General features: G+C 66.8%; 22 protein-coding genes. 11 read left to right on the top strand and 11 right to left on the bottom strand.

Annotated elements, in window-relative coordinates:
* Positions 1–35 precede the first annotated feature (35 nt).
* Positions 36–644, bottom strand: a complete 609-nt coding sequence (locus AC3IMC_RS17155; protein WP_490919873.1) for a DUF3027 domain-containing protein — start codon at positions 642–644, stop codon at positions 36–38.
* A 6-nt stretch (positions 645–650) separates the two neighbouring features.
* Complete coding sequence (locus AC3IMC_RS17150; RefSeq protein WP_018762148.1) at positions 651–1,034, bottom strand: cold-shock protein; 384 nt, start codon at positions 1,032–1,034, stop codon at positions 651–653.
* Positions 1,035–1,249: 215 nt separating this feature from the next.
* Here AC3IMC_RS17150 and AC3IMC_RS17145 point away from each other — a divergent pair, with 215 nt between their 5' ends.
* From AC3IMC_RS17145 to AC3IMC_RS17115, 7 genes are all read left to right on the top strand, one after another.
* Positions 1,250–1,483 (top strand): hypothetical protein, encoded by a 234-nt coding sequence (locus AC3IMC_RS17145; protein WP_490919872.1) that lies wholly within the window; start codon positions 1,250–1,252, stop codon positions 1,481–1,483.
* A 10-nt stretch (positions 1,484–1,493) separates the two neighbouring features.
* Positions 1,494–3,968: a helicase-associated domain-containing protein gene (locus AC3IMC_RS17140; protein WP_490919871.1), complete on the top strand. Its 2,475-nt coding sequence runs from the start codon at positions 1,494–1,496 to the stop codon at positions 3,966–3,968.
* Between the two features lie 13 nt (positions 3,969–3,981).
* The gene (locus tag AC3IMC_RS17135; protein WP_490919870.1) at positions 3,982–5,622 is read left to right on the top strand and encodes a DNA repair helicase XPB; all 1,641 of its coding nucleotides are present in this window, start codon (positions 3,982–3,984) and stop codon (positions 5,620–5,622) included.
* 21 nt (positions 5,623–5,643) lie between these two features.
* Complete coding sequence (locus tag AC3IMC_RS17130) at positions 5,644–6,144, top strand: DUF427 domain-containing protein (protein ID WP_490919869.1); 501 nt, start codon at positions 5,644–5,646, stop codon at positions 6,142–6,144.
* Positions 6,145–6,210: 66 nt separating this feature from the next.
* Complete coding sequence (locus AC3IMC_RS17125; protein WP_221387142.1) at positions 6,211–6,924, top strand: response regulator transcription factor; 714 nt, start codon at positions 6,211–6,213, stop codon at positions 6,922–6,924.
* 2 nt (positions 6,925–6,926) lie between these two features.
* On the top strand, positions 6,927–8,441 hold the full coding sequence (locus tag AC3IMC_RS17120; RefSeq protein WP_490919868.1) for a sensor histidine kinase: 1,515 nt from the start codon (positions 6,927–6,929) through the stop codon (positions 8,439–8,441).
* 105 nt (positions 8,442–8,546) lie between these two features.
* Entirely contained in the window at positions 8,547–8,834 is a 288-nt protein-coding gene (locus tag AC3IMC_RS17115; protein WP_221387144.1) for a WXG100 family type VII secretion target, read from the top strand.
* Positions 8,835–8,842: 8 nt separating this feature from the next.
* Here AC3IMC_RS17115 and AC3IMC_RS17110 read toward each other — a convergent pair whose 3' ends face one another.
* The gene (locus AC3IMC_RS17110; RefSeq protein WP_490919867.1) at positions 8,843–9,838 is read right to left on the bottom strand and encodes an RNase H family protein; all 996 of its coding nucleotides are present in this window, start codon (positions 9,836–9,838) and stop codon (positions 8,843–8,845) included.
* A gap of 229 nt (positions 9,839–10,067) precedes the next feature.
* Here AC3IMC_RS17110 and AC3IMC_RS17105 point away from each other — a divergent pair, with 229 nt between their 5' ends.
* The gene (locus AC3IMC_RS17105) at positions 10,068–11,378 is read left to right on the top strand and encodes an ABC transporter substrate-binding protein (RefSeq protein ID WP_490919866.1); all 1,311 of its coding nucleotides are present in this window, start codon (positions 10,068–10,070) and stop codon (positions 11,376–11,378) included.
* Between the two features lie 103 nt (positions 11,379–11,481).
* Here the strand turns inward: AC3IMC_RS17105 and groL are convergent, their stop codons facing one another.
* The 5 genes from groL to AC3IMC_RS17080 form a co-directional block, all read right to left on the bottom strand.
* Positions 11,482–13,116 carry a chaperonin GroEL gene (groL, locus tag AC3IMC_RS17100; protein WP_142131065.1) on the bottom strand — a complete coding sequence of 545 codons (1,635 nt, stop codon included), beginning with the start codon at positions 13,114–13,116 and terminating at the stop codon, positions 11,482–11,484.
* 287 nt (positions 13,117–13,403) lie between these two features.
* Complete coding sequence (locus AC3IMC_RS17095) at positions 13,404–14,705, bottom strand: ABC transporter substrate-binding protein (RefSeq protein WP_490919961.1); 1,302 nt, start codon at positions 14,703–14,705, stop codon at positions 13,404–13,406.
* Positions 14,705–14,911, bottom strand: a complete 207-nt coding sequence (locus tag AC3IMC_RS17090; RefSeq protein WP_490919865.1) for a cold-shock protein — start codon at positions 14,909–14,911, stop codon at positions 14,705–14,707. Before AC3IMC_RS17090 ends, AC3IMC_RS17095 begins: the two co-directional genes overlap by 1 nt.
* Positions 14,912–15,068: 157 nt before the next feature.
* On the bottom strand, positions 15,069–15,704 hold the full coding sequence (locus AC3IMC_RS17085; RefSeq protein ID WP_490919863.1) for a LytR C-terminal domain-containing protein: 636 nt from the start codon (positions 15,702–15,704) through the stop codon (positions 15,069–15,071).
* 45 nt (positions 15,705–15,749) lie between these two features.
* The gene (locus AC3IMC_RS17080; RefSeq protein WP_141943523.1) at positions 15,750–16,079 is read right to left on the bottom strand and encodes a DUF3263 domain-containing protein; all 330 of its coding nucleotides are present in this window, start codon (positions 16,077–16,079) and stop codon (positions 15,750–15,752) included.
* A 127-nt stretch (positions 16,080–16,206) separates the two neighbouring features.
* Between AC3IMC_RS17080 and AC3IMC_RS17075 the strand changes: the two genes are divergently transcribed.
* Positions 16,207–16,977, top strand: a complete 771-nt coding sequence (locus AC3IMC_RS17075; RefSeq protein ID WP_490919960.1) for a uracil-DNA glycosylase — start codon at positions 16,207–16,209, stop codon at positions 16,975–16,977.
* Positions 16,978–16,991: 14 nt separating this feature from the next.
* Positions 16,992–17,831, top strand: a complete 840-nt coding sequence (locus AC3IMC_RS17070) for a siderophore-interacting protein (RefSeq protein ID WP_490919862.1) — start codon at positions 16,992–16,994, stop codon at positions 17,829–17,831.
* 21 nt (positions 17,832–17,852) lie between these two features.
* Here AC3IMC_RS17070 and AC3IMC_RS17065 read toward each other — a convergent pair whose 3' ends face one another.
* The 3 genes from AC3IMC_RS17065 to AC3IMC_RS17055 all read right to left on the bottom strand — a co-directional run bounded on the left by AC3IMC_RS17065 (position 17,853) and on the right by AC3IMC_RS17055 (position 21,982).
* Positions 17,853–19,340 (bottom strand): threonine/serine exporter family protein, encoded by a 1,488-nt coding sequence (locus AC3IMC_RS17065; RefSeq protein WP_490919860.1) that lies wholly within the window; start codon positions 19,338–19,340, stop codon positions 17,853–17,855.
* A gap of 34 nt (positions 19,341–19,374) precedes the next feature.
* Positions 19,375–20,691 carry a peptidoglycan bridge formation glycyltransferase FemA/FemB family protein gene (locus tag AC3IMC_RS17060; protein ID WP_490919859.1) on the bottom strand — a complete coding sequence of 439 codons (1,317 nt, stop codon included), beginning with the start codon at positions 20,689–20,691 and terminating at the stop codon, positions 19,375–19,377.
* Between the two features lie 157 nt (positions 20,692–20,848).
* Complete coding sequence (locus tag AC3IMC_RS17055; RefSeq protein ID WP_490919858.1) at positions 20,849–21,982, bottom strand: lipid II:glycine glycyltransferase FemX; 1,134 nt, start codon at positions 21,980–21,982, stop codon at positions 20,849–20,851.
* Positions 21,983–22,104: 122 nt separating this feature from the next.
* Here AC3IMC_RS17055 and AC3IMC_RS17050 point away from each other — a divergent pair, with 122 nt between their 5' ends.
* Positions 22,105–22,644, top strand: a complete 540-nt coding sequence (locus tag AC3IMC_RS17050; RefSeq protein ID WP_490919856.1) for a TspO/MBR family protein — start codon at positions 22,105–22,107, stop codon at positions 22,642–22,644.
* The last annotated feature ends 45 nt before the right edge of the window (positions 22,645–22,689 follow it).

Raw genomic sequence — 22,689 nt, 5'->3', positions numbered from 1 at the left:
ACGGCGCCGTTTCCTATTGCCCTGGGTCAGGCGCGCTAGGCTCCTGGCTGCGGGCCGTCGTCGTCCGTCGGCTCGCCGCTACCGTCAGCCGCCGGGGCATCTTCCGCAGCGGAGGCAGACCCCTCCGCATCCCGCGCTGTGGTTTCCCCTGCTTCGCGGACGTCCGATTCCTGCTCCTGCTCCGGTTCCTGCGCATCCTCGTTCTTCGCATCCTCGTCCTGCGCATCCTCGGGCCGGACACGTTCGGCCCACGGCACCCATTCCGGGGCCAGGATCGAATCCTCGGATGGCAGCAGCCCCAGCTCGCTGACCGTCACCGCTTTGGAGCGGGAGTTGCGGGTCAGCACCGCATACCACTGCCAGCCCACGTATCCCGGAAGCCGCGACTCGAACAGGTGCGTCACGAGGCGGTCCCCTTCGCTTTTGGCGGCGAGGTGCGGACCGATCGTGGCCGGCGCCGTGATGCCCTCAATCGCGCTGCGGGCGGTGTCAACGGCGGCGGCCAGGAAGGCATCAGGCTTTCCGGTGCGCCAAACGGGCACGCCAGCCTTGCGCTTGGCAGGAACCTTGGCCGCACTCCTGGCCGGAGTCTTGGCAGCCTGCTCCTGCGTGGGTGTGCCCGGCTGTTCAGCTTCGGGGTTCATGGGCGGCTAGACGTCCAGCTCGTCGGCAACCTTGCGAAGGGCGGCCGCGATTGCCTTGCCTTTGTTCCCGTCCGGGTACTTGCCCTTGGACAGTGTCCCGGACAGGTTGTCCAGGACGGTCACCAGGTCCTGCACCAGCGGTGCGAGGTCCTTGGCGCTGGGACGCTTGGCCTTGGCGATGGACGGCGTCTTGTCCAGGACCCGGAGCCCCAGGGCCTGGGCGCCCTTGCGGCCATCGGCCACGCCGAATTCGACGCGGGTGCCGGCCTTGAGCTCCGTTACGCCCTCGGGCAGCGACGACTTGGGCAGGAATACCTCCTGGCCGTCCTCGCCCGCGAGGAACCCAAAGCCCTTGTCCTTGTCATACCACTTGACCTTGCCGGTAGGCACGTAATCAACCTTCTTCGTTCTGCTGTCATGAGACACGGCCGGCTGCCACCGCGTCCGCCCTGTTGTGCGGGTTCAAGGTATGGCAACTTCAAACCGTGTTGGTCTGTATCCTTCAAGGTTACCTGCCGGGTGGGCCAATCACGCTTCCAGCCGCCCCGCTGAACGTTATCTGCACAGTTCAGCCTTCGGCCGCACTGCGCGGTACCGTTACGTCCATGACTCTCTCACGATACCGGCGGCCCCTAACCATCCTCGCCGCCGTGATTGCCGTGCTTTCCCTGGCAGCCGTGGGAGCGGTCATGGCTTATGCCTTCGCCGGGGCAGTGGCCCCCACCTGGGTCACCTACGCCGCGCTTTACGGCCTGCCCGCGGCCTTCGTGCTGATGCTCCTGTTGGTCCTGGACGGCGTAGCCGCCCGGCGCCGGGCGGGAAAGCCACAGCGGCGGTAACGTTGGACTGATGTCCCTTATACGCGCGCTTGGCAAGGACCTGGAGGCACGCAGCGACGATTCGTTGCGGGCGCTCTTCGCCGCGCGGCCGGACCTGATCTCCCCCGCCGTCCCGGACTTCCCTGCACTGGCTGCCCGGGCCAGTTCCCGGGTCAGCGTGCAGCGCGCACTGGAGCGGCTCAACCGGCCGCAGATGCAGGTCCTGGAAACCCTCCACCTGTGCACCAACACGGATACCGGGCACAGCGCGTCAGCGGAAGGCCTGCGCAAGCTGATCAAAGGCTCGTCCCTGGCCACCATCGAACAGATCCTCGGGTCCCTGCAGGAGCTGGCGCTGGTGCACCCGGCCGCTCCCCCGAACGGCACGCCTTCGGCGGGAGAAGTCAGCTACTACCTCCCCGTCGGGTGCCTGAAGGACGTTGTGGGGATTTACCCTGCCGGCCTCGGCCGCAGCTACACGGAGCTGGTCCGCCTGCAGCCGGCGTTCGCCCAGCGGGCCGTGCAGATCGTCTCGGAGCTGCACGCCAACGGCATGTCCATTCATGATGCCACCACGCCCATGGAAGCTGCCCTGGCGCTGCAGCACTGGACTTCCTCGCCGGAGGCCCTGCAGTCCATCCTCGCCAACGCCCCGGAACGGACGACGGCGCTGCTCGCCCGGTTCCGGAACTGGGCCATGGGTGCCGTCCCCCAGGCGCAACGCAAGGCGTCCGTCACTGCCGAGGGGTCCGACGTCGGGCCTATCGACTGGCTCCTTGCGCGCGGACTGCTCGTCCCGCTGGACGCCGCGCATGTTGAACTTCCGCACAGCGTGGGGCTTGCCCTCCGCGGCGGTGCCATCATCAACGATTTCACACTCGCTCCCCCGGTCCCGGAGCTCGGCTGGACCACGGCGGCCCTGCGCAGGAACGCCGCCCTGAGCTCGATCTCCGAAACCCTCCGGCTCGTAGCCGAACTGCTGCATGCCGTCCGGGAGCAGCCGCTGGCAACGTTGCGCAGCGGCGGGGTGGGAGTCCGGGAGCTGCGGCGCCTGTCGGAGCTACTCCGGATCGACCAGGGCCTGGCCGGGCTGCTGCTGGAACTGGCCGGCCTGGCCGGGCTGATCCGGCTGGACGTCGATTCCTCATCCTGGGTCCAGCCTCCGGAGCTGGAATGGCTCAACCTCCCGCGCCAGGAACAGTGGCTGTGGCTGGTCAACGCCTGGCTGGCCAGCGAGCGCGTCCCGTCACTGGTGGGCCAGCCGGTTCATGCCTCCCCCGGTGCCCAGGCCGCACGTTCCGCTTCCGGCAGCACCATTCCGGCGTTGTCAGCGGGGGCGCAACGTCCTGACGCCCCCGTAGTGCGCAAGCGCATCCTTGAGATCCTGCATGAACTCACCACTGAAGCCTCCGCCGCCGATGGCGCGGCGCCTGTACTCGACGCCGCAGCGGTCCTGCAGCGCGCCGAGTGGTCCCAGCCGCGCATGGCCAGGCGGTTCAGTTCCCTGATCCGCGGCGTCCTCGCCGAAGCCGGGATGCTGGGGCTCGTGGGTTCAGGGGCCCTAAGCCAGCTGGGCAGCGCCTTCGCCGAGGACCGCCCGGACGCCGCGTTGGCCATCCTGGGCGAGCACCTGCCGGCGGCCTTGAACCATGTGCTGCTGCAGGCGGACCTCACCGCCGTGGCGCCCGGCTATCTGGCGCCGGAGCTGACCGCGAAACTCCTGGTGATGGCCGACGCCGAAGGCCAGGGCCCGGCCACCATCTACCGGTTCTCCACCGCATCGATCAAGCGGGCGCTTGACGCCGGCTATGATGCCCCAGCCCTGCTGGAGTTCCTGCGCGGGCACTCCGCCACGGCCGTGCCCCAGCCGCTCCAATACCTCGTGGAGGACACCGCCTCCCGGCACGGCAGGCTGCGGGTGGGGCAGATGGCCAGCTTTATCCAGAGTGAGGATGAGGCTGCACTGCAGGAGTTGCTGGGCGGCCCGAAGGCTGCAGAGCTCGGCCTGGTCCGGCTTGCGCCCACGGTGCTGGCGTCGTCGGCGCCCCCGCGGGAAACTGCCGCGGCCCTGCGGAAGCTGGGACTATCGCCGGCCGTGGACGGCGCGGAACCGGCCGTGCACCTTCGGCGGCCTTCCGCTCCCCAGGACACCCTCCGCCCCGTCTATACCGCGCCGCGGATGGCGCCCGGGGCTGAGGAAGTTGATGCCCAGCTGGACGTCCTGCGCAGGGCAGTCGACGCCGTGGGGCACCACCCGCCGGCGGCATCCGGTGGTGAGGCGGCCACCCAGTTGGGGCTCGAAGCGCTGCAACGCGCCATCCGCCTGAAACAGCGCATCAGCATGAACGTGGTGGACAGCCTGGGGAATGCCACCCTGGAAATCGTTGTTCCGCTATCTGTCAGCGGTGGCCGGGTCCGCGTGTTCGACCCCGCCAAGGAAACCGAGCGCGTGCTGTCCGTCCACCGCATCATCGATATCGAGGCCGCAGAGGAACTGCGCCAGTAAAGGACTCCCCCGCGTGAACGACGGACCCCTGATCGTCCAGAGCGATAAAACCATCCTCCTCGAAGTGGACCATGAACTGGCCACGGAGGCCCGGCACGCCATCGCGCCCTTTGCCGAGCTCGAACGGGCGCCCGAACACGTGCACAGTTACCGGCTGACCCCGCTGGGCCTGTGGAACGCACGCGCCGCCGGCCTGGACGCCGAAAAAGTCCTGGACGCCCTGCTGAAGTACTCCCGCTTCCCCGTTCCGCACTCGCTGCTGATCGACGTCGAAGAAACCATGTCCCGCTATGGCCGGCTGCGCCTCGAAAAGGACCCACGCCACGGCCTGGTCATGCGGACGGATGACTATCCCGTGCTGGAGGAGGTCATCCGGGCCAAGAAGATCGCCCCGCTGCTGGGGCCACGAATCGATGGCGAGACGGTGGTGGTGCACGCATCCCAGCGGGGACAGCTCAAGCAGCTGCTGCTCAAGCTCGGCTGGCCGGCGGAGGACCTGGCGGGCTATGTGGACGGCACCCCGCACCTGATCTCGCTCAACGAGGACGGCTGGGAACTGCGGCCGTACCAGCGCCTGGCCAGCGAAAACTTCTGGGCGGGCGGCAGCGGAGTGGTGGTGCTGCCCTGCGGGGCCGGCAAGACCCTGGTCGGAGCCGCGGCCATGGCCACCGGTTCCACCACCACGCTGATCCTGGTCACCAACACCGTGGCCGCCCGGCAGTGGAAAGACGAACTGCTCAGGCGGACCTCACTCACCGAGGACGAGGTGGGAGAATACTCCGGCGCGCTCAAGGAGGTCCGCCCCGTCACCATCGCCACCTACCAGGTCCTCACCACCAGGCGCGGCGGCATCTACCCGCACCTGGAACTGGTGGACGGCCATGACTGGGGGCTGATCATCTACGACGAGGTCCACCTGCTTCCCGCTCCGATCTTCCGCATGACCGCAGACCTGCAGGCCCGCCGCCGCCTCGGCCTGACCGCCACCCTGGTCCGGGAGGACGGCCGGGAAGGCGAAGTGTTCAGCCTGATCGGCCCCAAGCGCTACGACGCACCGTGGAAGGACATCGAAGCCCAGGGCTACATCGCCCCCGCGGACTGCGTCGAAGTGCGCGTGGAGCTGCCCAAGGACGAACGCGTGGCCTATGCCATGGCCGAGGACGCGGACAAGTACCGGCTGTGCGCCTCCTCCGAGTCCAAGACCCTGGTGGTGGAACAACTCGTGGCGCAGCATGCCGGCGAACAGCTGCTGGTGATTGGCCAGTACATCGACCAGCTGGACGATCTCGGTGAGCGCCTGCAGGCGCCGGTGATCAAGGGAGATACCTCCGTCAAGGAGCGCCAAAAGCTCTTCGACGCCTTCCGGGCCGGCGACATCCAGACATTGGTGGTGTCCAAGGTGGCAAACTTCTCCATAGACCTGCCCGAGGCATCGGTGGCCATCCAGGTGTCCGGCTCCTTCGGGTCACGCCAGGAGGAGGCGCAGCGGCTGGGCCGCTTGCTGCGCCCCAAGAAGGACGGCAGGGCGGCGCGCTTCTACTCGCTGGTGGCGCGCGACACACTGGACCAGGACTTCGCGGCCAAGCGCCAGCGCTTCCTGGCTGAGCAGGGGTACGCCTACCGGATCATGGACGCCAAGGACGTGCCGGCGTAGCGCCGCCGGCAGACGTAGGCCATGAGGGCACGAATCATCCCCGCCATCCCGGGCCCGGGCCAGGAATCGGTCTGGGACTACCCCCGCCCGCCCCGGGTCGAACCCTCCACCGAGCGGATCCGCATTGTCCTGGGCGGCGAAGTCATCGCGGACACCACTGACTCGGTGCGTGTTCTGGAGACCAGCCATCCCCCGGTGTACTACCTTCCCCTGGAGGCCTTCAGTCCCGGTGCCCTGGAGCCCGCAGCGGGCAGCAGCTTCTGCGAGTTCAAGGGGACCGCCCGCTACCTCACGGTCCGGGGCGGCGGCGTGGCTGCGGAGGGAGCCGCCTGGCGCTACCCGGAGCCCGCGGCGGGGTTCGAAGCTCTGGCGGACCGGGTGGCTGTCTACCCTGGGAGGATGGACTACTGCGAGGTGGACGGCGAACGCGTCCGGGCCCAGGCAGGCGGATTCTACGGCGGCTGGATCACCGACAGGGTTACGGGGCCATTCAAGGGTGAAGCAGGCACCGCTGGCTGGTAACGCACCCCCAAGAAGCTCCCAACCAACCTCCAGACAACTCCCAGTGTCTGGGAGCATGATGGGAACATGAAGAAGAACGGCCCAGAAGCAAAGCTCCTCGTCGTGGACGACGAACCCAATATCCGCGAGCTGCTCTCCACCTCCTTGCGGTTCGCCGGCTTTGAAGTCGTCTCCGCCGCCAACGGCCGCGACGCCTTGGCTGCCGCCGATACCCATACTCCGGACCTGGCCGTGCTGGACGTCATGCTCCCGGATATGGATGGTTTTACAGTCACGCGCCGGCTCCGGGCCGCCGGCAAGCACTTCCCTGTCCTCTTCCTGACTGCCAAGGACGACACCGAGGACAAGGTCACCGGCCTCACCGTGGGCGGTGACGACTACGTCACCAAACCGTTCAGCCTCGATGAAGTCGTGGCGCGGATCCGCGCCGTGCTGCGGAGGACGCAGCCCCTGCTGGATGACGACGACGCCATCATCCGGGTGGATGACCTGGAGCTCGACGACGACGCCCACGAGGTGCGCCGCGGCGGCACCGTCATCGAACTGTCCCCCACTGAGTTCAAGCTCCTGCGCTACCTCATGCTCAACCCCAACCGCGTCCTGTCCAAGTCCCAGATCCTGGACCACGTCTGGGAGTACAACTTCAACGGCGATGCTTCCATCGTGGAGTCCTACATTTCCTACCTGCGGCGGAAGGTGGACATCGATCCGGCCGCTCCTGCCCTGATCCAGACCAAGCGGGGCGTCGGCTACGTGCTCCGGACGGCAGAAAAGCGCTGACCTTGCTCAAGCGGTGGAAGGCGGCCTCGCTCCGGTCGCAGCTGGTGGCCATGATCATGGCGCTGCTGATTGTGGCCCTGACGGTCACCGGCGCCGGAACGCTGACGCTGCTGCACAGCTACCTGCAGGCCCAGGTGGATGACAAGCTCAATGCCGCGGTGGAATCGGCCAAGAAGCAGCGTTCATTCACCCAGCTGCAGGCGCCCAACCCGACCGTACCCACCGACTATTCCCTGATCCTCTTCGCCCCCGGCGAGGAGCCGTATCCTTTCGGCGGAGACCCGGACATCCATCCCGATATCAGTTCCATCAGCGTGGACCAGGCCCAGGCCCGCGGCGCGGTCCCCTACCAGGTCCGCGGAACGGACGGCGAAAACTGGCGGGTTGTGGCGGTAACGGTCCAGAACGGCCAGAGTACCGCCGTCGTGGTCATCGGCTTGTCCCTGGAGAGCGTTGACGACGTCCTCCAGCATGCCACCCTGGTGGTCACCGGGGTGGGGCTGCTGACGCTGCTGCTGGCGTCGCTCATTGCGAGCTGGACCGTTTCCCGCGCCTTCCGGCCGTTGGCCAGGGTGGAAAAGACTGCCGCCGCCATCGCCGCCGGGGACCTGTCGCGCCGCGTGGAATTGGAGAACCCGGCTACCGAACTCGGCCGGCTCAGCAGCTCGCTGAACGCCATGCTGGCCCACATCGAAACAGCCTTCGCCGCCCGCACCGCTTCGGAATCGAGGATGCGGCGCTTCGCCGCCGACGCATCCCATGAACTGCGGACTCCCCTGGTGACCATCCGCGGATTCTCCGAGCTCTACCGCCACGGGGCGCTGACCACGGACGAGGACGTGGCCACCGCCATGGGCCGGATCGAAAGCGAAGCCAAGCGCATGGGTTCGATGGTGGAGGACCTGCTCCTGCTCGCCCGGCTCGATGAACAGCGGCCGCTGCAGCAAAAACCGGTGGACCTCCAGCTGATTGCCCATGACGCGGTGGTGGACACCCAGGCCAGCGACCGTTCCCGGGTGATCTCGCTGACCGGGCTCGACGGCGGACCGGCTTCACCCGCCCCGGTGCTGGGTGACGAAGCCAAACTGCGCCAGGTGGTGGGCAACCTCGTCGGCAATGCACTGCGCTACACCCCGGAAGGCAGCCCGATCGAGTTGGCGGTCGGCGTCCGGCAGGCTGACGGTACGGCGCGCTCGGTGATCGAGGTCCGGGACCACGGGCCGGGGATTTCGGAAGAGGATGCGTCAAAGGTCTTTGAACGTTTCTACCGGGCCGACACGTCCCGCACGCGCGAGACGGGCGGCAGCGGCCTCGGGCTCGCCATTGTTGCGGCGATCGTGGGATCCCACGGCGGATCCGTGCGGGTGGAGAAGACCGACGGCGGCGGCGCCACTTTGGTGGTCAGCCTTCCCCGGCGGGAGGAGGCACGGCCGGCGGCCAGCGTGGATAGCACTGGTGCAGCGACCATGGACGACGGACAGGACGCCGAAGGCAGCGGCAGGGTTTTCCACATATAGTGACCCGCCGTGGCACGCTGCCACGGCGTGTCCCTAGGCTCGTGGCAGCAGCCCGGAACCGCCGGGCCGGGAAGCGGCTCCGCCCGCTAATCGAAAGGTACTGCCATGAGCATCATTTCCGTCGACACCGAACTGCTGCAGCTCAAGTCCGCCAACGTCCAGGCAACGGTGGACAGGATCAGCGCCGACGTGCAGGCCATGAAGTATGGCCTGGATGAGCTGCAGGGTTCTTGGCGGGGATCTGCCGCCACGAACTTCCAGGCGCTCATGACCGAGTGGACCATCACGCAGGGCCGGGTGGAGGCGTCCCTTGCATCGATCAACGCGGCCTTGGCCTCTGCCGCTGCCACGTACGCCCAGGCCGAGCAGGGCAACACGCAGCGTTTCAGCTGAAGGCCGGACTACGCCTCAGGGGTACCCTGGTGGAACCGCAGCCGCCAGCGGCCGCCGTCCAACACCCACAGGGAACTTCTCAGCGTGGTACCGGACCGTGCGAAGCTGCGGTAGGTCAACAGGACGGCGTCGGTACCTACGGGGTCCGCGCCCAGGATCTCTATCTCCGTCCGCTCCCCCGGGTCCTCTTCGAGGGCCATCATCATCGCATCGCGGGTCCACATCCGCCCGGAGCTGCCGATTTCCATGAAATCCGGGTGCAGAAGGACAGCCGTCCGGCCGATGTCCCCCCGCACCAGCGGGCCCAGCAGCTCGCGTTCGAGTTCTTCCACGAGGGCCTCCGGCGGAACAGCGCCGCCCTGCCGGGTAGCTTCAGCGACCTCAAGTGCTTCATCGTTCAATTCGCTGAACAGGTCGAGCTCATCGAAGGCCGAGACCGGTTCCGCAACGGCACGTGGCGTGCTGCCGGTTGCCGGCGGCAGTCCGACGCCTGAGGGGGCGTGCTCCGCCGCGCCGCCCCCGGCGGGGGCATGGTGGGCGCCGGGGAAGCCTGGACCGGACCGGGCCGCCACGCCCTGCTGGTAGGCCGTGGCTGCGGCCCTTGCACGTTCGTCGGCGGCCTCGTTCAGGTCGTGCCCGGCATGGCCCTTGACCCATTCGAACGTATAGGTCCGGCCCGCCAGAGCCCGGTCCAGCTCCTTCAGGAGTTCCACGTTGAGGACCGGCTTGCCGTCGGCTTTGCGCCAGCCCTTGCGCTTCCAGCCCGGCATCCACTTGGTGATTGAGTTGATCACGTACTGGCTGTCGCAGAGGATCCGCAAGTCCTCACCGGGGAGGTGCGCGGTGGCGCGCAGCAGATCCAGGACCGCCATCAGCTCCCCCTGGTTGTTGGTCCCGTGCGGCCAGCCACCGGCCCGCCAGCATTCGTCGTTCACATACCAGGCCCACCCGGCAGGACCGGGATTGCCCAAGGCCGAGCCGTCAGCCGCTGCAGTAATCGTCACCGGTCCATCCTGCCAGACCGGGACGACAATGGAAGGTTGCAGCGCCCGCAGGCTCCGGCGGGAACGAGGAAACAGCGCCGTTCGGCTCCGAAGGGAAAACGTTTACCGACATCTCTTGACGCCGCCATGCTGTTCGCGAAACAATCGCTGGACAAGCCAGAAAACGCTTTCTCAGGGCAGCGACATTACCGCTGCGCGGACGAAGACAACCCTTCCGGAAGGAACATCAATGACGATTCCAGTCGTAAGCCGGCGGAGATTCCAGCTGGGCGCCGCCGCCCTGGCCCTCTCGATACTGGCCACGGGCTGCGGCGCACCCGCCGGCTCGGGCGACAACGGCCAGGTCACCCTGCGCTTCGCCTGGTGGGGCAACGAATACCTGAACGCCCAGACCGAAAAGGTGATCGCTGCGTTCGAGGCATCCCACCCCAACATCAAGATCAAGACGGAGCCGGGCGAATGGTCCAGCTACTGGGACAAGCTGGCCACCAAGACTGCGGCCAACGACGCTCCGGACGTCATCCAGATGGACCAGAAGTACATCGCCGAATACGGCGGTCGCGGAGCCCTGATGGACCTCTCCAAGCAAAGCGGCATCGATACCGCCAAGCTGGACAAAGAAGCCCTGGCCTCAGGCCGGTACGACGGCGCGCAATACGGCCTCAGTACCGGCCAGAACGCCTACGTCATCATGGCCAACACCAAGGTATTCGAGGCAGCGGGCGTTCCACTGCCAAACGATAAGACATGGACCTGGAGGGACTTTGTCGACACGGCGGCGAAAATCAGCGCTGGCGGCGACGGGAAGAATTATGGAGCCGCCTATGGCAGCAACGAGGCGGACCTCATTATCTGGCTGCGCCAGCACGGCGAGAATCTCTACTCCCCGGAGGGCAAGCTCGACTTTGACACCGCAACGGCCGCGTCGTTCTGGGAACGGCTCAAGGAGCAGCGTGACTCCAAGGCCAGCCCGCCGGCGAATGTGGCCACGGAAGACTCGGGGGCGAGCCTCGAACAGAGCCTGTTCGGCACCAACCGCGTCGGCATGGCCTGGTGGTGGACCAACCAGCTCGGCTCGCTCCAGTCCACTACGGGAAGCAGCATCAAGATGCTGCGGGCTCCAAGCACCGAAGGCGCATCGGCCAGCAACGGAATGTACTACAAACCCACCATGTTCTGGTCCGCGTCCTCACGTTCCAAGCACCCTGCACAGGCCGCTGAGTTCATCAACTACCTCACCAACAGCCCGGAAGCCGGCGCCATCCTGATGACGGACAGGGGCGTTCCCACGAATGCCGAGATCGTCAGCGGCATCACCGCCTCATTGAAGCCGGCCGATACAACCGTTGTTGGCTTCCTCAAGGACATCGCCCCTGACATCAAGGACGCGCCGCCGGTGCCGCCGGTGGGTGCCGGCAGCGTCCAGAACGTCATCAAGCGCTACACCGACGAGGTGCTGTACGACCGGCTGACGCCGCAGGCAGCGGCGGAAGCATTCAAGAAGGAAGTCCAGGGGATGCTGGATTCAGCACGGAAGTAGCCGCCCGCCCTGGAACAAAATGCGTCCTGGAACAAAAAATGCGGCCCCCTCCATGGAGGGGGCCGCATTTTCATGTGTGCAGGGCAGGACCCGGCAGGAGGGCCTAGAAGCCGCCCATGCCGCCCATGCCACCCATGTCGTCGCCGCCTGCGGGGGCAGCGGCCTTCTCCGGCTTGTCAGCAACCACTGCTTCGGTGGTCAGGAACAGGCCGGCGATGGAAGCCGCGTTCTGCAGGGCAGAGCGGGTCACCTTGACGGGGTCGTTGACGCCAGCGGCCAGCAGGTCGGTGTATTCACCGGTGGCTGCGTTCAGGCCGTGGCCTGCGGGCAGGCCGCGGACCTTGTCGACGACGACACCCGGCTCCATGCCTGCGTTGAAGGCAATCTGCTTCAGCGGAGCGTCGATGGCGACGCGGACGATGTTCGCGCCGGTTGCTTCGTCACCGGACAGCTGCAGGTTGGCGAACGCCTTGGCACCGGCCTGGATCAGGGCCACGCCACCGCCGGCGACGATGCCTTCTTCCACAGCAGCCTTGGCGTTGCGGACTGCATCCTCGATGCGGTGCTTGCGCTCCTTGAGCTCAACCTCGGTGGCCGCACCGGCCTTGATGACTGCAACACCGCCGGCCAGCTTGGCCAGCCGCTCCTGCAGCTTCTCGCGGTCGTAGTCGGAGTCGGAGTTCTCGATCTCGGCGCGGATCTGGGACACGCGGCCGGCGATCTGGTCGGCGTCGCCTGCACCTTCGACGATGGTGGTCTCGTCCTTGGTGACGACAACCTTGCGTGCCTGGCCCAGGAGTTCCAGTCCGGCGTTCTCCAGCTTGAGGCCAACCTCTTCGGAGATGACCTGGCCGCCGGTGAGCACGGCGATGTCGGCCAGCTGCGCCTTGCGGCGGTCACCGAAGCCCGGGGCCTTGACGGCGACGGACTTGAAGGTGCCGCGGATCTTGTTGACGATCAGGGTGGCCAGGGCCTCGCCTTCGATGTCCTCGGCGATGATCAGCAGCGGCTTGTTGGACTGCATGACCTTTTCCAGGACAGCAACCAGTTCCTTGACGTTGGAGATCTTGGAGTTGACGATCAGGATGTACGGGTCCTCGAGGACCGTTTCCTGGCGCTCTGCGTCCGTGACGAAGTAAGCGGAGATGTAGCCCTTGTCGAAGCGCATGCCTTCGGTGAGCTCAAGCTCCAGGCCGAAGGTGTTGGACTCCTCGACCGTGATGACGCCTTCCTTGCCCACCTTGTCGAGGGCTTCGGCGATGAGGGCACCGATTTCGTCGTCGCCGGCGGAGATGGACGCCGTGGCGGCGATCTCTTCCTTGGTTTCGATTTCCTTGGCGGAGTTCAGCAGTTCGGCGGTGACAGCGTCAACAGCCTTCTCGATGCCGCGCTTGAGGGACAGCGGGTCGGCGCCGGCGGCAACGTTGCGCAGGCCTTCCTTGACCAGGGCCTGGGCCAGCACGGTTGCCGTGGTGGTACCGTCGCCTGCGACGTCGTCGGTCTTCTTGGCAACTTCCTTGACCAGCTCAGCGCCGATCTTCTCGTAGGGATCGTCCAGCTCGATCTCCTTGGCGATGGACACACCATCGTTGGTGATCGTGGGGGCGCCCCACTTCTTTTCGAGGACGACGTTGCGTCCACGCGGGCCGAGGGTGACCTTAACGGCGTCGGCGAGGGTGTTCAGGCCACGCTCAAGGCCGCGGCGTGCCTCTTCATCAAATGCAATGATCTTGGCCATAACGGCAGTAGTCCTTTCGGGACAGTCGTTAAGAATGAACCTTCGCTGCAGTGCCCGCGACGGACGATCCTTTGACGTCGGCCTCTGTATGCCTCCGGGCAGGGATCTCACTGAAGTGAGGTGTTTCCTTCGCTCCTCGACCGGTGCCCGCTCCGCCGGCCGGAACCAGGCTTTGCTTAGCAGTCGGTGCGTCAGAGTGCTAAGTCAATAATTAGCACTCCCCAGGTGAGAGTGCAAGCGATAAGGCGGTGCCGCGGCCTCTGGCGGGGCAGCTTCGCTATGGGCGATCAGCCCGCATGTCCTGCCGTCTCGTGGCCGGTGGGGGCGGGGTTGTTGTCCGCGCCGTAGGTGTAGACGGTGAAGGTTGCTGTGGTGATGTCGCCGTGGGCATCAAACGCGACCGGCCCGGACTCGCCGTCGTAATCTACCGCCGAGCCGGCGGCAAGGCCGGACAGGCACTCTTTGTACGCGCGGCACGGGGCGGATGGCTGCGCCGTGCCTGCTGCCGCAGCCCCGCGCGGTGTCGATGCGCCGTCTGAGGTAGCTCCGCCCGAGACGGCGACCAGGTTGGCCGCGATGGACCGCCCGGCATCGTCCTGGGCACGGGCCGCGGCGAGGGCCGCGAGGGTTACGGCGTCATACGTTTCCGCGGCGTAGGACACGTCCTTCAGGGACTTGTCAACGTCGAGCAGCCTCCCCTGGAACGCGGCAGTGGGAAGCTGGCCCGGGACCACTGCCCGTGCCCCGTCGAGTGCGCGTGAGCCGAGCCGGGACCCGTAACGCCCGAAGGCGCCGTCGCTGAGGAGGATCCTGGACCCGTTCAGGCCGGCGTTGCTCAGTTCCGCCAGGGCGCCCTGCGCCCCCTCGCGTGCTACCAGGACGACGGCATCGGGGTTGGCCTTGCCTGCCGCAGTTGCGGCAGGTGCGGCGTTGCCTGGTTTGAAGACGCCGCCCGGCAGGACTGTCAGCCCGGACTGCCGGGCTGCTTCGGTCACGGCGGCCGCGAGGTCTTTTCCATAGGCGCCGTCCTGGGACACCACGCTGATGGAGGCAGCGCCGGCGTCCTTGGCCAGTTTGGCCAGCACCGGCCCCTGGGCGACATCGGCCGCCGCGGTCCGGAAGTAGTACCCTCCGCTGTCGATCCCGGTCAGGGCGGCCGCAGTGTTGGCCGGCGAGATCAGCGGTGTCCGGGCCCGGGAAAGCACCTCGACGGCGGCGGAGGCATGGCTGGAGTCGGTGGGACCGATCACCACATCCGCCTTGGCCGCCACCAGGGCGCGGGCCTGCCCGGACGTGTCCTGGTCCTGGTTGACGGGCAGCAGTTCCACCGGCCGGCCCTTGTGGCCGCCTGCCGCATTAATGTCCTGGACCGCCAGCTTGGCGGCGGCAAGCTGGGGCGCGTTGAGGAAGGCGTTGCCGCCGGTGTTGTCCAGTATCAGGCCTACGCGGAGGATGCCGTCACCGGAGGCCTCCACCTGTTCAACCCGGGCATTGCCGCTCGTACCGGCGCAGCCCGTGAGTGCGAGAAGAACGGCCAGCGCGAGGGTGCCTGCCACCCGGGAAAAGGCAGCGGAGCGGAGGACCGGCATCACTGCGCGGGCCGGACGTTTTCCGCCTGCGGGCCTTTTTCGCCTTCGCCCACTTCCAGCTCCACCCGCTGGCCCTCGTCGAGTGCCCGGTAGCCCTCGCCCAGGATGGCTGACCAGTGGACGAAAATGTCATCCCCCGAGCCGTCAACGGTGATGAAGCCGTAGCCCTTTTCGGCGTTGAACCATTTGACGGTTCCCAGTGCCATAATGAACAACTCTTTCCGTTGGGACCGGGCGGGTCCGTGCTGTTGGGTGCAGTCCGGCCGGGCCGGCTGAAAGCCACTCTAGCCAATACCGGCGCCCGCCACGGGCCCGCACCATAATCGGTCGGCGAACGTTATGCAGGCGTGACTGGAGCTGCGGCTACCGGTACCCGGGGCCGAGCACCACCACCAGGGGCGACTGGAATTCGGAGCTGTTCACCACGGTGGGAACGTTCAGCAATGCTGCCAGCTCCTGGGCGCTTGCCAGCTGCCCTTCGCCGGCGTAGAACACCACGGAGGTCTTCTGCGGGGCACCTGCCCAGTTGCCTACCTGGCCCAGTTGCCAGCCGTCGGCCTGGACCGTTCCGCCCACCCGGCTCGCCAGCCCGCCAACACCTGTGGCGTTGTAAACAGACACTGCCTGCGCCTTGTTGACGACGGCCTGCCGGGTGGCCGACGCTGTGGGCTCCGGCCCGCTGCCGGCGGAGGACTCCGCGGACGCCGACGGTGCGGCGGTGGCAGGGGGCACGGAGCCGGCGGCTTGGGCTGAGGCGGTTGCTCCGGTCACCGCGAGGGGGCTGCCTTCCATGCTTGCCGACGCCTGGCTCTCGACTCCGCCGAAGCCGAGCTTCGGAAGGATGAGGAAGGACACCAGTCCGATGGCCAGCGCGGCCACGCCCACCGCCAGGATGGGCCACAGCCGTACCCGGGTCGGGGCCGACGCGGTCCGGTGGACACCTTGTCGCGACCCGGTTTCCGGAACCTTGTCGAATTCATCGCGGGCGTATTTGGTCATGGATGCATCCTTGGGAATTGCTGCGGGAGGCCGTGGCGGGGGGTCCTAGGCGTCGGACCCCAGGCGCCGGGCGGTACGTGCACGGTGGCGCGACGTACGTAGTCTACGCAATCTCTTCACCAGCATGGGATCGTGGGCCAGTGCATCCTCGCGGTCGATCAGGGCGTTGAGCAGCTGGTAGTAATGGGTTGCGGAGAGGTCGAACAGCTCCCGGATGGCCTGTTCCTTGGCCCCGGCATACTTCCACCACTGCCGTTCCAGGGCCAGCATCTGCTGCTCACGCTCGCTGAGGGAAGACTCACGGAGGGAAAAGTCTGCCAGAAGGGACTTCCGCGGCTCCTGCTCCGGCAGGTGTTCCCGGGCCGGTTCCGCCACGGCACACTCCTTCGCTGGTTACGGTCAATGTCTCACCCCTATGCTACGGGCGAATAACAGCCATGTCATTTGGCGGCCTCGGCCCGCCCAGCCCGGGCAGGGGAAACGCGCCTGCCAGAATGGAATGATGTTGGAATCCGATGCGCTCTTCGAACTGCAGCAGGACCCGGCGGACGCCCTGAGGTTCGTGGACCTCGCGGCGTTGCCGATGGCCGATCTCATGGCCCCCGACTGGGCGGAGGCGCTGGCGGGCATCGAGGGGAAGCTGCGCGCGGTCCTGGACTTCCTTGCCGCGGAAGAGACTGACGGGCACCCGCTGCTGCCGCCGCCGTCGAACGTCCTGCGCGCCTTCCGGCAGCCCCTCAAGGACGTGAAGGTCCTCATCGTGGGCCAGGATCCCTACCCCACGCCCGGCCATGCCGTCGGCCTGTCGTTTTCCGTCGAGCCGCACGCCCGGCCCCTTCCGCGCAGCCTGGTCAACATCTACCGGGAACTCGAATCGGATCTTGGCTTCCCCCCGCGCGTCCACGGGGACCTCTCTGCGTGGACCGACCAGGGCGTGCTGCTTCTGAACCGCGTGCTGACAGTCCGGGCGGGGGCGGCGGGATCGCACCGCGGCAAAGGCTGGGAGGAGATTACGACGGCGGCAGTCACCGCCGTCGCCAACCGGCGGGCGGCGGACGGGTCCAAGGTGCCGCTGGTGGCCGTCCTGTGGGGGAAGGAGGCGGAGGGCGTCAGGCAGTACCTGGCCGACGTCCCTGTGGTGGCGAGCGCGCACCCGAGCCCGCTGTCCGCCTCCCGCGGATTCTTCGGTTCAAAGCCCTTCAGCCGGGTGAACCAGCTGCTCCGGGAGCAGGGTGCGGTGGACGTAACCTGGGAGCTCCCGCCGGTGGCCTAGCTTAGGCTGGCCTTATGAGCATTGTTCCCGCCGCCACCAGCGCCACCAAGAAAAACCGGCCCCAGGTCAACCTGGCGGTACTGCGCACGGAGCAGCTCTCGCCGCACATGGTCCGTATCGTGGCCGGCGGGGATGGCTTCGCAGACTTCGTCAACAACGGCTTCGTGGACCGGTACGTGAAAATCGTCTTTCCGCAGCCTGGCGTCGAGTACCCCGCTCCGCTGGATCTTTGGGCCATCCGGGAGACCATGCCGCGCGAGCAGTGGCCGTTCACCCGCACCTATACCCTGCGGTGGGTTGACGAGGCCGCAGGGGAACTGGCCATCGATTTCGTGGTCCATGGCGATGAGGGCCTGGCAGGTCCATGGGCGGCCAAGGCCCAGCCGGGTGACGCCCTGACCTTTACCGGACCCGGGGGTGCCTACAACCCGAATCCTGAGGCGGACTGGTACCTGTTCGCAGGGGACGAGGCGGCCCTGCCGGCCATCGCCGCGTCCATCGAGTCGCTGCCCGCGCAGGCCAGGGGGCTGGCCTTCCTGGAGGTCGGAACCGAGGCCGACATCCAGGCGATCAACGCCCCCGCCGGCATGACCGTCACCTGGCTGGCCCGCAACGGCGCCCCGGCAGGTTCCAGCGACCTGCTGGCCAATGCCGTGGCGGACGCAGAATGGCCTGAGGGCACGGTGGACGTCTTCGCCCACGGGGAACGGGGCTACATGAAGGCCCTTCGTGAGGTCTTCTTCAAGCAGCGCGGCCTGGACCGACGGCAGGTTTCCCTCTCCGGCTACTGGGCACAAGGCCGTGTGGAGGATGTCTTCCAGGCCGAGAAGAAGCTGCCGGTAGGCCAGATCTAGCGGCGCCTGCCCCTGTGCTGCCTAGCGGCGCCGGGCGCGCCGCTGCTCATTGCTGGCCAGGCTCCGCGTCAACGGGCGGGCCAGCACGTCGCCCAGGACGATGCCACCGGCCGTTCCCAGCACAATGGCACCGGCGCTGAGCATCCCCCCGGCACCGGCCAGGATCTCAGCCTCCTCCACGGTCAGTACGTACATGGAGCGGAAAATCGTCAGGCCCGGCAGGAGAATCAAAGCCGCCGGGACGGCCACCACCAGCTGCGGGGCACCCATCCGCAAGGCCACCACCCGCGCCAGCAGGCCGATGACGACGGCGGCCAGGGCCGGCGAGAAGCGGTCACCGATCCCCAGCAGGCCGGCGCCCAGCAGCACCAGGTATCCCGCGACGCCTACGGCTGCCGTAGGCAGCAGGAGCTTCCATGTGGTTTGTTCAGTAATGCCGATGGCCATCACAGCGGCGGCAACGAAGAGAATGAGGACCCACAGGTCGTAGGCCGGCGGGAAGGTCTGCGTGACGTCGATGCGCTGCAGGCCGGTCAGCTCCCCCACTACGAAGGCCACAGCGATCCCTGCCACGATGGCGCCGAAGGTGAGCAGGGTCGAGAGGAACCGGCCGGCTGCCGTCACCGGGAAGCCGTTAATGGCGTCCTGCACGGAGGAAACCAGGCGCCCCGTGGGCAGGAGCAGCAGGATGCCGCCCACCACCACGATGGAGGGCGAGTTGGTGAGGCCGAACTGCCACAGCAGCAGGGCGAGCATGGTGACCACGAACGAACAGCTGGCCGTGATGAAGAAGTCGGGCATCCGCCAGCGCCCCAGTCGGCGGGCGAGCAGGCTGACAGCGATATTGGCCACGAACGCAATGGCAGAGGAGACCGGTCCCCCACCCAGCACGCCGACGAACACGGCAGCGAAGATGCCAAAGGCCACCGTGACCATCCAGCGCGGGAACGGTTTGGGGCTGGTAATGGCCTCGTTGAGCCGGCGGATGGCCTCGTCACGGCCCACGCCGCCGGCCACAATGTCCGTCACAAGCTGGTGCACCTTGGCCAGGCCCGCGTAGTTGTTGGTCCATGAGCGCACCACCCGCAGCAGGGCGATGGGTGTTTGGTCCTTGGGCGCGTAGTTGATGCCGACTGACTGGTTGGTGATGTCCACTTCGATGTTCTTCAGCCCCAAAGCTGCGGTGACGGCAATGATGCTGGTTTCCACCTCCAGGGCGCCTGCACCGTAGCGGAACATGGTTTCGGCCAGGTGCAGGGCGAAGTCCAGGGTCTTCCGGGCAGACGTGTCCACCCCGCCCACCTGGATGGTGGGGTTCGCATAGGGACTGCCGGCCAGCCTGTCCACGATGCTCAACGGTGCTGTGGGCGGGTTTTCACCCTGCACCAGCCGGCGCAGCATCCTCTTGGCGGCAGCATCCTGGCGAAGCTGCGCGGGGGTCAGCGGCTCGGTTTTGGGCAGGCCGTCAATCTTCGGCCTGCGGCCGGGGTGTTCTGGCCGGTCAGTCAAGGTCGCCTCCTCCCAGTGCGCGATGTACGTTCAGTCAGGCTTTCCGCTTCAGTGGCAGCTTGCCCAGGATGGTGCGGGCTGCCGCTGCGACGTTCCTGGCGATCCGGTTGGCGTGGAAGACGGCGGGCCGGACGGGCAGCACGAAGTCGCCCACCAGTTGGACCACCTCGCCGCCGAAGCCCTTCTTGAATTCGTACCCGCCATGGCCTTCCTCATCCTGTCCGGAGATGCCGAAGGTGCCGTAGAAGTTGTACCGCGGGTACCCCTTCTCCAGCGCGTGCAGCATCATCCCCCAGTAGAGGGAGGTGGCGCCGTTGAAGTAGATGTAGTCCTGGACGGTGCCGCCGATGACGCACACCACCTCGTCGCCGTAGCAGACGAAGTGAATGGCTGCGACGGTGGCCGTGCCCACGGAGTCAGGGAACCGTTCGATGTCCTTCAAGCTGCGCTCGTAGCTGTCCACGAGGTCCTGGACTACCTTGAGCCGGTTGGCTTTCTTCTTGCTGCCGGTTTCCTCCACCTCACGGCGAAGGTCTGCGGCGGTGGCAGACTCCGCGGCCAGGCGTTCGGTGATGGATTTACGGTAGGCCGGGATGTCGATCTTGGCCATCATGAGCTTGGTGAACTCGGGCGACGTGGTGCGGAGCAGGTGCTCGTAGTAGGCGCGTTCCCGGTAGACGAACCCCTTTTCGTCACCGGCCCGGCTCAGTGCCCCGTAGAAGTCGTCCAGGGTATCCAGGGTGGCCTGTTCCAGGAAGACGCCGTTCTTCTCCGCCTTGCGGATCGCTTTGCGGGTCCGGTAACTGGTGCCCATGATCAGTTCCTCGGCATCCTGGATGCCTGAGAGGTTCTTGATGAACATCCAGTTCACGTTGACGAAGTTCATGTCCAGTCCCTGGTGCCGGAACCCCAGGCGTTCCAGGTCCGCCACCAGTGGCCGGTTGTCCTCGATTTCGGGGTGTTCGGCTCCCTCGGCATCCCGGGCAATGTAGTGCAGGTTCGGCGAGATGCGCAGCTCCGCAGCTTTGCGCCCGGCAGCGTGCTTGCGGAGAAGTTCGACGACGGCGCCCACCAGTTCCCCGTCCGTGTAGTCCATGAGGGGGCCCTTGGCGCATTCGCAGACAGTGTAGCCGAGCCGGGTGGTGGTGTAGTTCAGCTTTCCGGCCGCCACAAGCTCGCCGTCGCGCCGGACTCCGAAGAGTTCCACCTGCTGCCCCCGCGCACGCTGGAACCGGGCGAAGTCGATGGACTGCAGGAAGCTGTTCTGCGGGTGCTTCAGGGCGAAGGCCTCGAAGTCGGCGTCGCTGAGGATGGCGTACTCGAGTTCGGTAGCGGCGGAAACTGTATTCAAGGAATGACCTTCTTTTCGAACTCTTCGCGGCCGGGCGGGCACGCGCTGGGCGGGACGTTGTTCGGGACGTTGTTCGGGACGTTGAGCGGGGGCAGGAGCCGGGCGGGCTGGCGGCACCGGCGGTGGCGCGCCGGCACCGAACGCCTGGCAGGACCTGTCAGTAGAACTGCTGGCCCGTGCGGGCGGTTTCAATCCGGCGGAAGACCTTTTCTCCGCCGTTGACCCAGAGCCGATGCTTGAGCGGTGCCAGGACGTAGTCGTAGCAGCCCACAAAGTCAGTCACTGTCTTGGTGAAGCTGGTTTTAAACATGCCCATGCCGTACAGGTTGTGGCTCTTGTCCTTGATGCGGGAGGACGGCGGGGTGCCGCAAAAGTCGTATTCAGTACAGCCGAGCTCCTGCATCCGGCTGATGGCCGCCCACTGCACCAGGTGGGAATCGCCGTACTGCTTGCGGTTCTGGGTTGAGCCGCCATCCTTGTAGGTTGCTTTCGCGCCGTAGTTGATCACGAAGGCTCCCACGCTGGGCTTACCGTCCTCGTAAACGAAGAAGAAGTTTCCCTGGCCGCGGTTGCAGAATTCGTCCCAGAAGCGGGCGTAGTAGTCGTAGCTGCGCAGGGGCATGGAGCCTTTGGCCTTGACTGTGTCAGCCATGAGGTCGTACAGGGCGCGGTACGTTTCCGGTCCCTGTTCCTGCCGGACCACCTGGCAGCCCTCGCGCTCGGCGCGGCGGATGGCGTTGCGGGCCCGCGAGGAAATCGCTTTGAAGACTTCCTCCCCGGTGCCGGAGATGTCCAGCAGCGCGGTGGAATCGTTGGACTGGATGTTGGGGGCCTTCACCAGGTGGGCGGCCGCGAGCCGGGCCCGCGCGTCCTCGGAGTCCACGACGTCGGGCTCGATCTTGATGGTGAAGACGTTCAGCTTCTGGCTGCGGACGAAGGCAGCGCAGGCTTCAAGGGCGGGTTTCAGGTCCGCCGCGGACTGCAGGTCCGGGCCCTTGATGAGGTACCACAGGCGGCCGAGGACCGGGAACTTCTTCTCCAGCACCAGGTTGTAGCTGGTGCTTCCCTCGCTCTCCAGCACCAGGAAGCGGACTTTCCAGCCGCTGCCGTTCTTGACGGATGCGTAGGCCGCGGACTGCAGCATGTTGCCGCCGTTCGGGTTGGCCGTGACGTGCTTGTCCCAGTTCTCAATTTCCTCGGCTGTGGCAAAACGTGCGGTGAATTCTCGCAAGGGGGCCGTGTCCAATCGGGTTTGTGCGCGGTTTCGGTGGTTCTGGATGCGTGCGGACATGCAGCCTCAAGTCTAAAGCCTCGGCCACTCCAGCCTTCTCCCCCGGGCGCTTTTGGCATGGCGCCGGCTGTCCGCGGAGCTGCACCTTGACGGGGCTGACGCGGTTCGGCAAGGGTTGGAGCATGAGGCCCGACGGGGAACAGAGCACTACTTCCGTGCAGAGCGGGCGGCCGTACGGTGCCGGGGCCCAGGCTGCCGCACTTGCCGCGTTCCTGCTGGCGTCCCTGGTGGTGGCAGGACTGGGTGGGCTGGCGTCGGCCAGCAACGTCAACGGCTGGTACGCCACGGCGGACAAGGCGCCCTGGTCCCCGCCCAACACCGTCTTCGGCCCGGTCTGGACAATCCTTTATGCGGCAATGGCGGTTGCCGCATGGCTCGTGTGGCGCAAGCGGTCAGGGACCCGGCGGGCGCTGGCTGTTTACGGGATCCAACTGGCGCTCAACCTCGCCTGGACCCCGGTGTTCTTCGCCCTCTACCCCGCGCTGGGAGCCGCTGCACTGTGGCTGGGGCTTGCCATCATCCTCGCCCTCATCGCCGCAGTCAGCGTGACTGTCCTGTACTTCGGTCCCATCAGCCGCACCGCCGGGCTGCTCCTCCTGCCGTACATCTCGTGGCTGGTGTTCGCCGCCTCCCTGAACTGGTGGGCGGCGGCCCACAACTAGGTGGCCTGCACCGGCCCCCGGGAACCGGCCCCGCCCAGGGCTTTC

The sequence above is a fragment of the Arthrobacter sp. E70 genome, from assembly GCF_058266945.1.
This window is presented reverse-complemented; position numbering and strand designations above follow the sequence as displayed.

Excerpts from the sequence above, each read along its gene's own strand:
- AC3IMC_RS17075 (WP_490919960.1), top strand. The coding sequence starts at position 16,207 with ATGTTGGAATCCGATGCGCTCTTCGAACTGCAGCAGGACCCGGCGGAC.
- AC3IMC_RS17145 (WP_490919872.1), top strand. The coding sequence starts at position 1,250 with ATGACTCTCTCACGATACCGGCGGCCCCTAACCATCCTCGCCGCCGTG.
- AC3IMC_RS17125 (WP_221387142.1), top strand. The coding sequence starts at position 6,211 with ATGAAGAAGAACGGCCCAGAAGCAAAGCTCCTCGTCGTGGACGACGAA.
- AC3IMC_RS17085 (WP_490919863.1), bottom strand. The coding sequence starts at position 15,704 with ATGACCAAATACGCCCGCGATGAATTCGACAAGGTTCCGGAAACCGGG.
- AC3IMC_RS17055 (WP_490919858.1), bottom strand. The coding sequence starts at position 21,982 with ATGTCCGCACGCATCCAGAACCACCGAAACCGCGCACAAACCCGATTG.
- AC3IMC_RS17140 (WP_490919871.1), top strand. The coding sequence starts at position 1,494 with ATGTCCCTTATACGCGCGCTTGGCAAGGACCTGGAGGCACGCAGCGAC.
- AC3IMC_RS17155 (WP_490919873.1), bottom strand. The coding sequence starts at position 644 with ATGAACCCCGAAGCTGAACAGCCGGGCACACCCACGCAGGAGCAGGCT.
- AC3IMC_RS17130 (WP_490919869.1), top strand. The coding sequence starts at position 5,644 with ATGAGGGCACGAATCATCCCCGCCATCCCGGGCCCGGGCCAGGAATCG.
- AC3IMC_RS17050 (WP_490919856.1), top strand. The coding sequence starts at position 22,105 with ATGAGGCCCGACGGGGAACAGAGCACTACTTCCGTGCAGAGCGGGCGG.
- AC3IMC_RS17070 (WP_490919862.1), top strand. The coding sequence starts at position 16,992 with ATGAGCATTGTTCCCGCCGCCACCAGCGCCACCAAGAAAAACCGGCCC.
- AC3IMC_RS17105 (WP_490919866.1), top strand. The coding sequence starts at position 10,068 with ATGACGATTCCAGTCGTAAGCCGGCGGAGATTCCAGCTGGGCGCCGCC.
- AC3IMC_RS17095 (WP_490919961.1), bottom strand. The coding sequence starts at position 14,705 with ATGCCGGTCCTCCGCTCCGCTGCCTTTTCCCGGGTGGCAGGCACCCTC.
- AC3IMC_RS17090 (WP_490919865.1), bottom strand. The coding sequence starts at position 14,911 with ATGGCACTGGGAACCGTCAAATGGTTCAACGCCGAAAAGGGCTACGGC.
- groL (WP_142131065.1), bottom strand. The coding sequence starts at position 13,116 with ATGGCCAAGATCATTGCATTTGATGAAGAGGCACGCCGCGGCCTTGAG.
- AC3IMC_RS17115 (WP_221387144.1), top strand. The coding sequence starts at position 8,547 with ATGAGCATCATTTCCGTCGACACCGAACTGCTGCAGCTCAAGTCCGCC.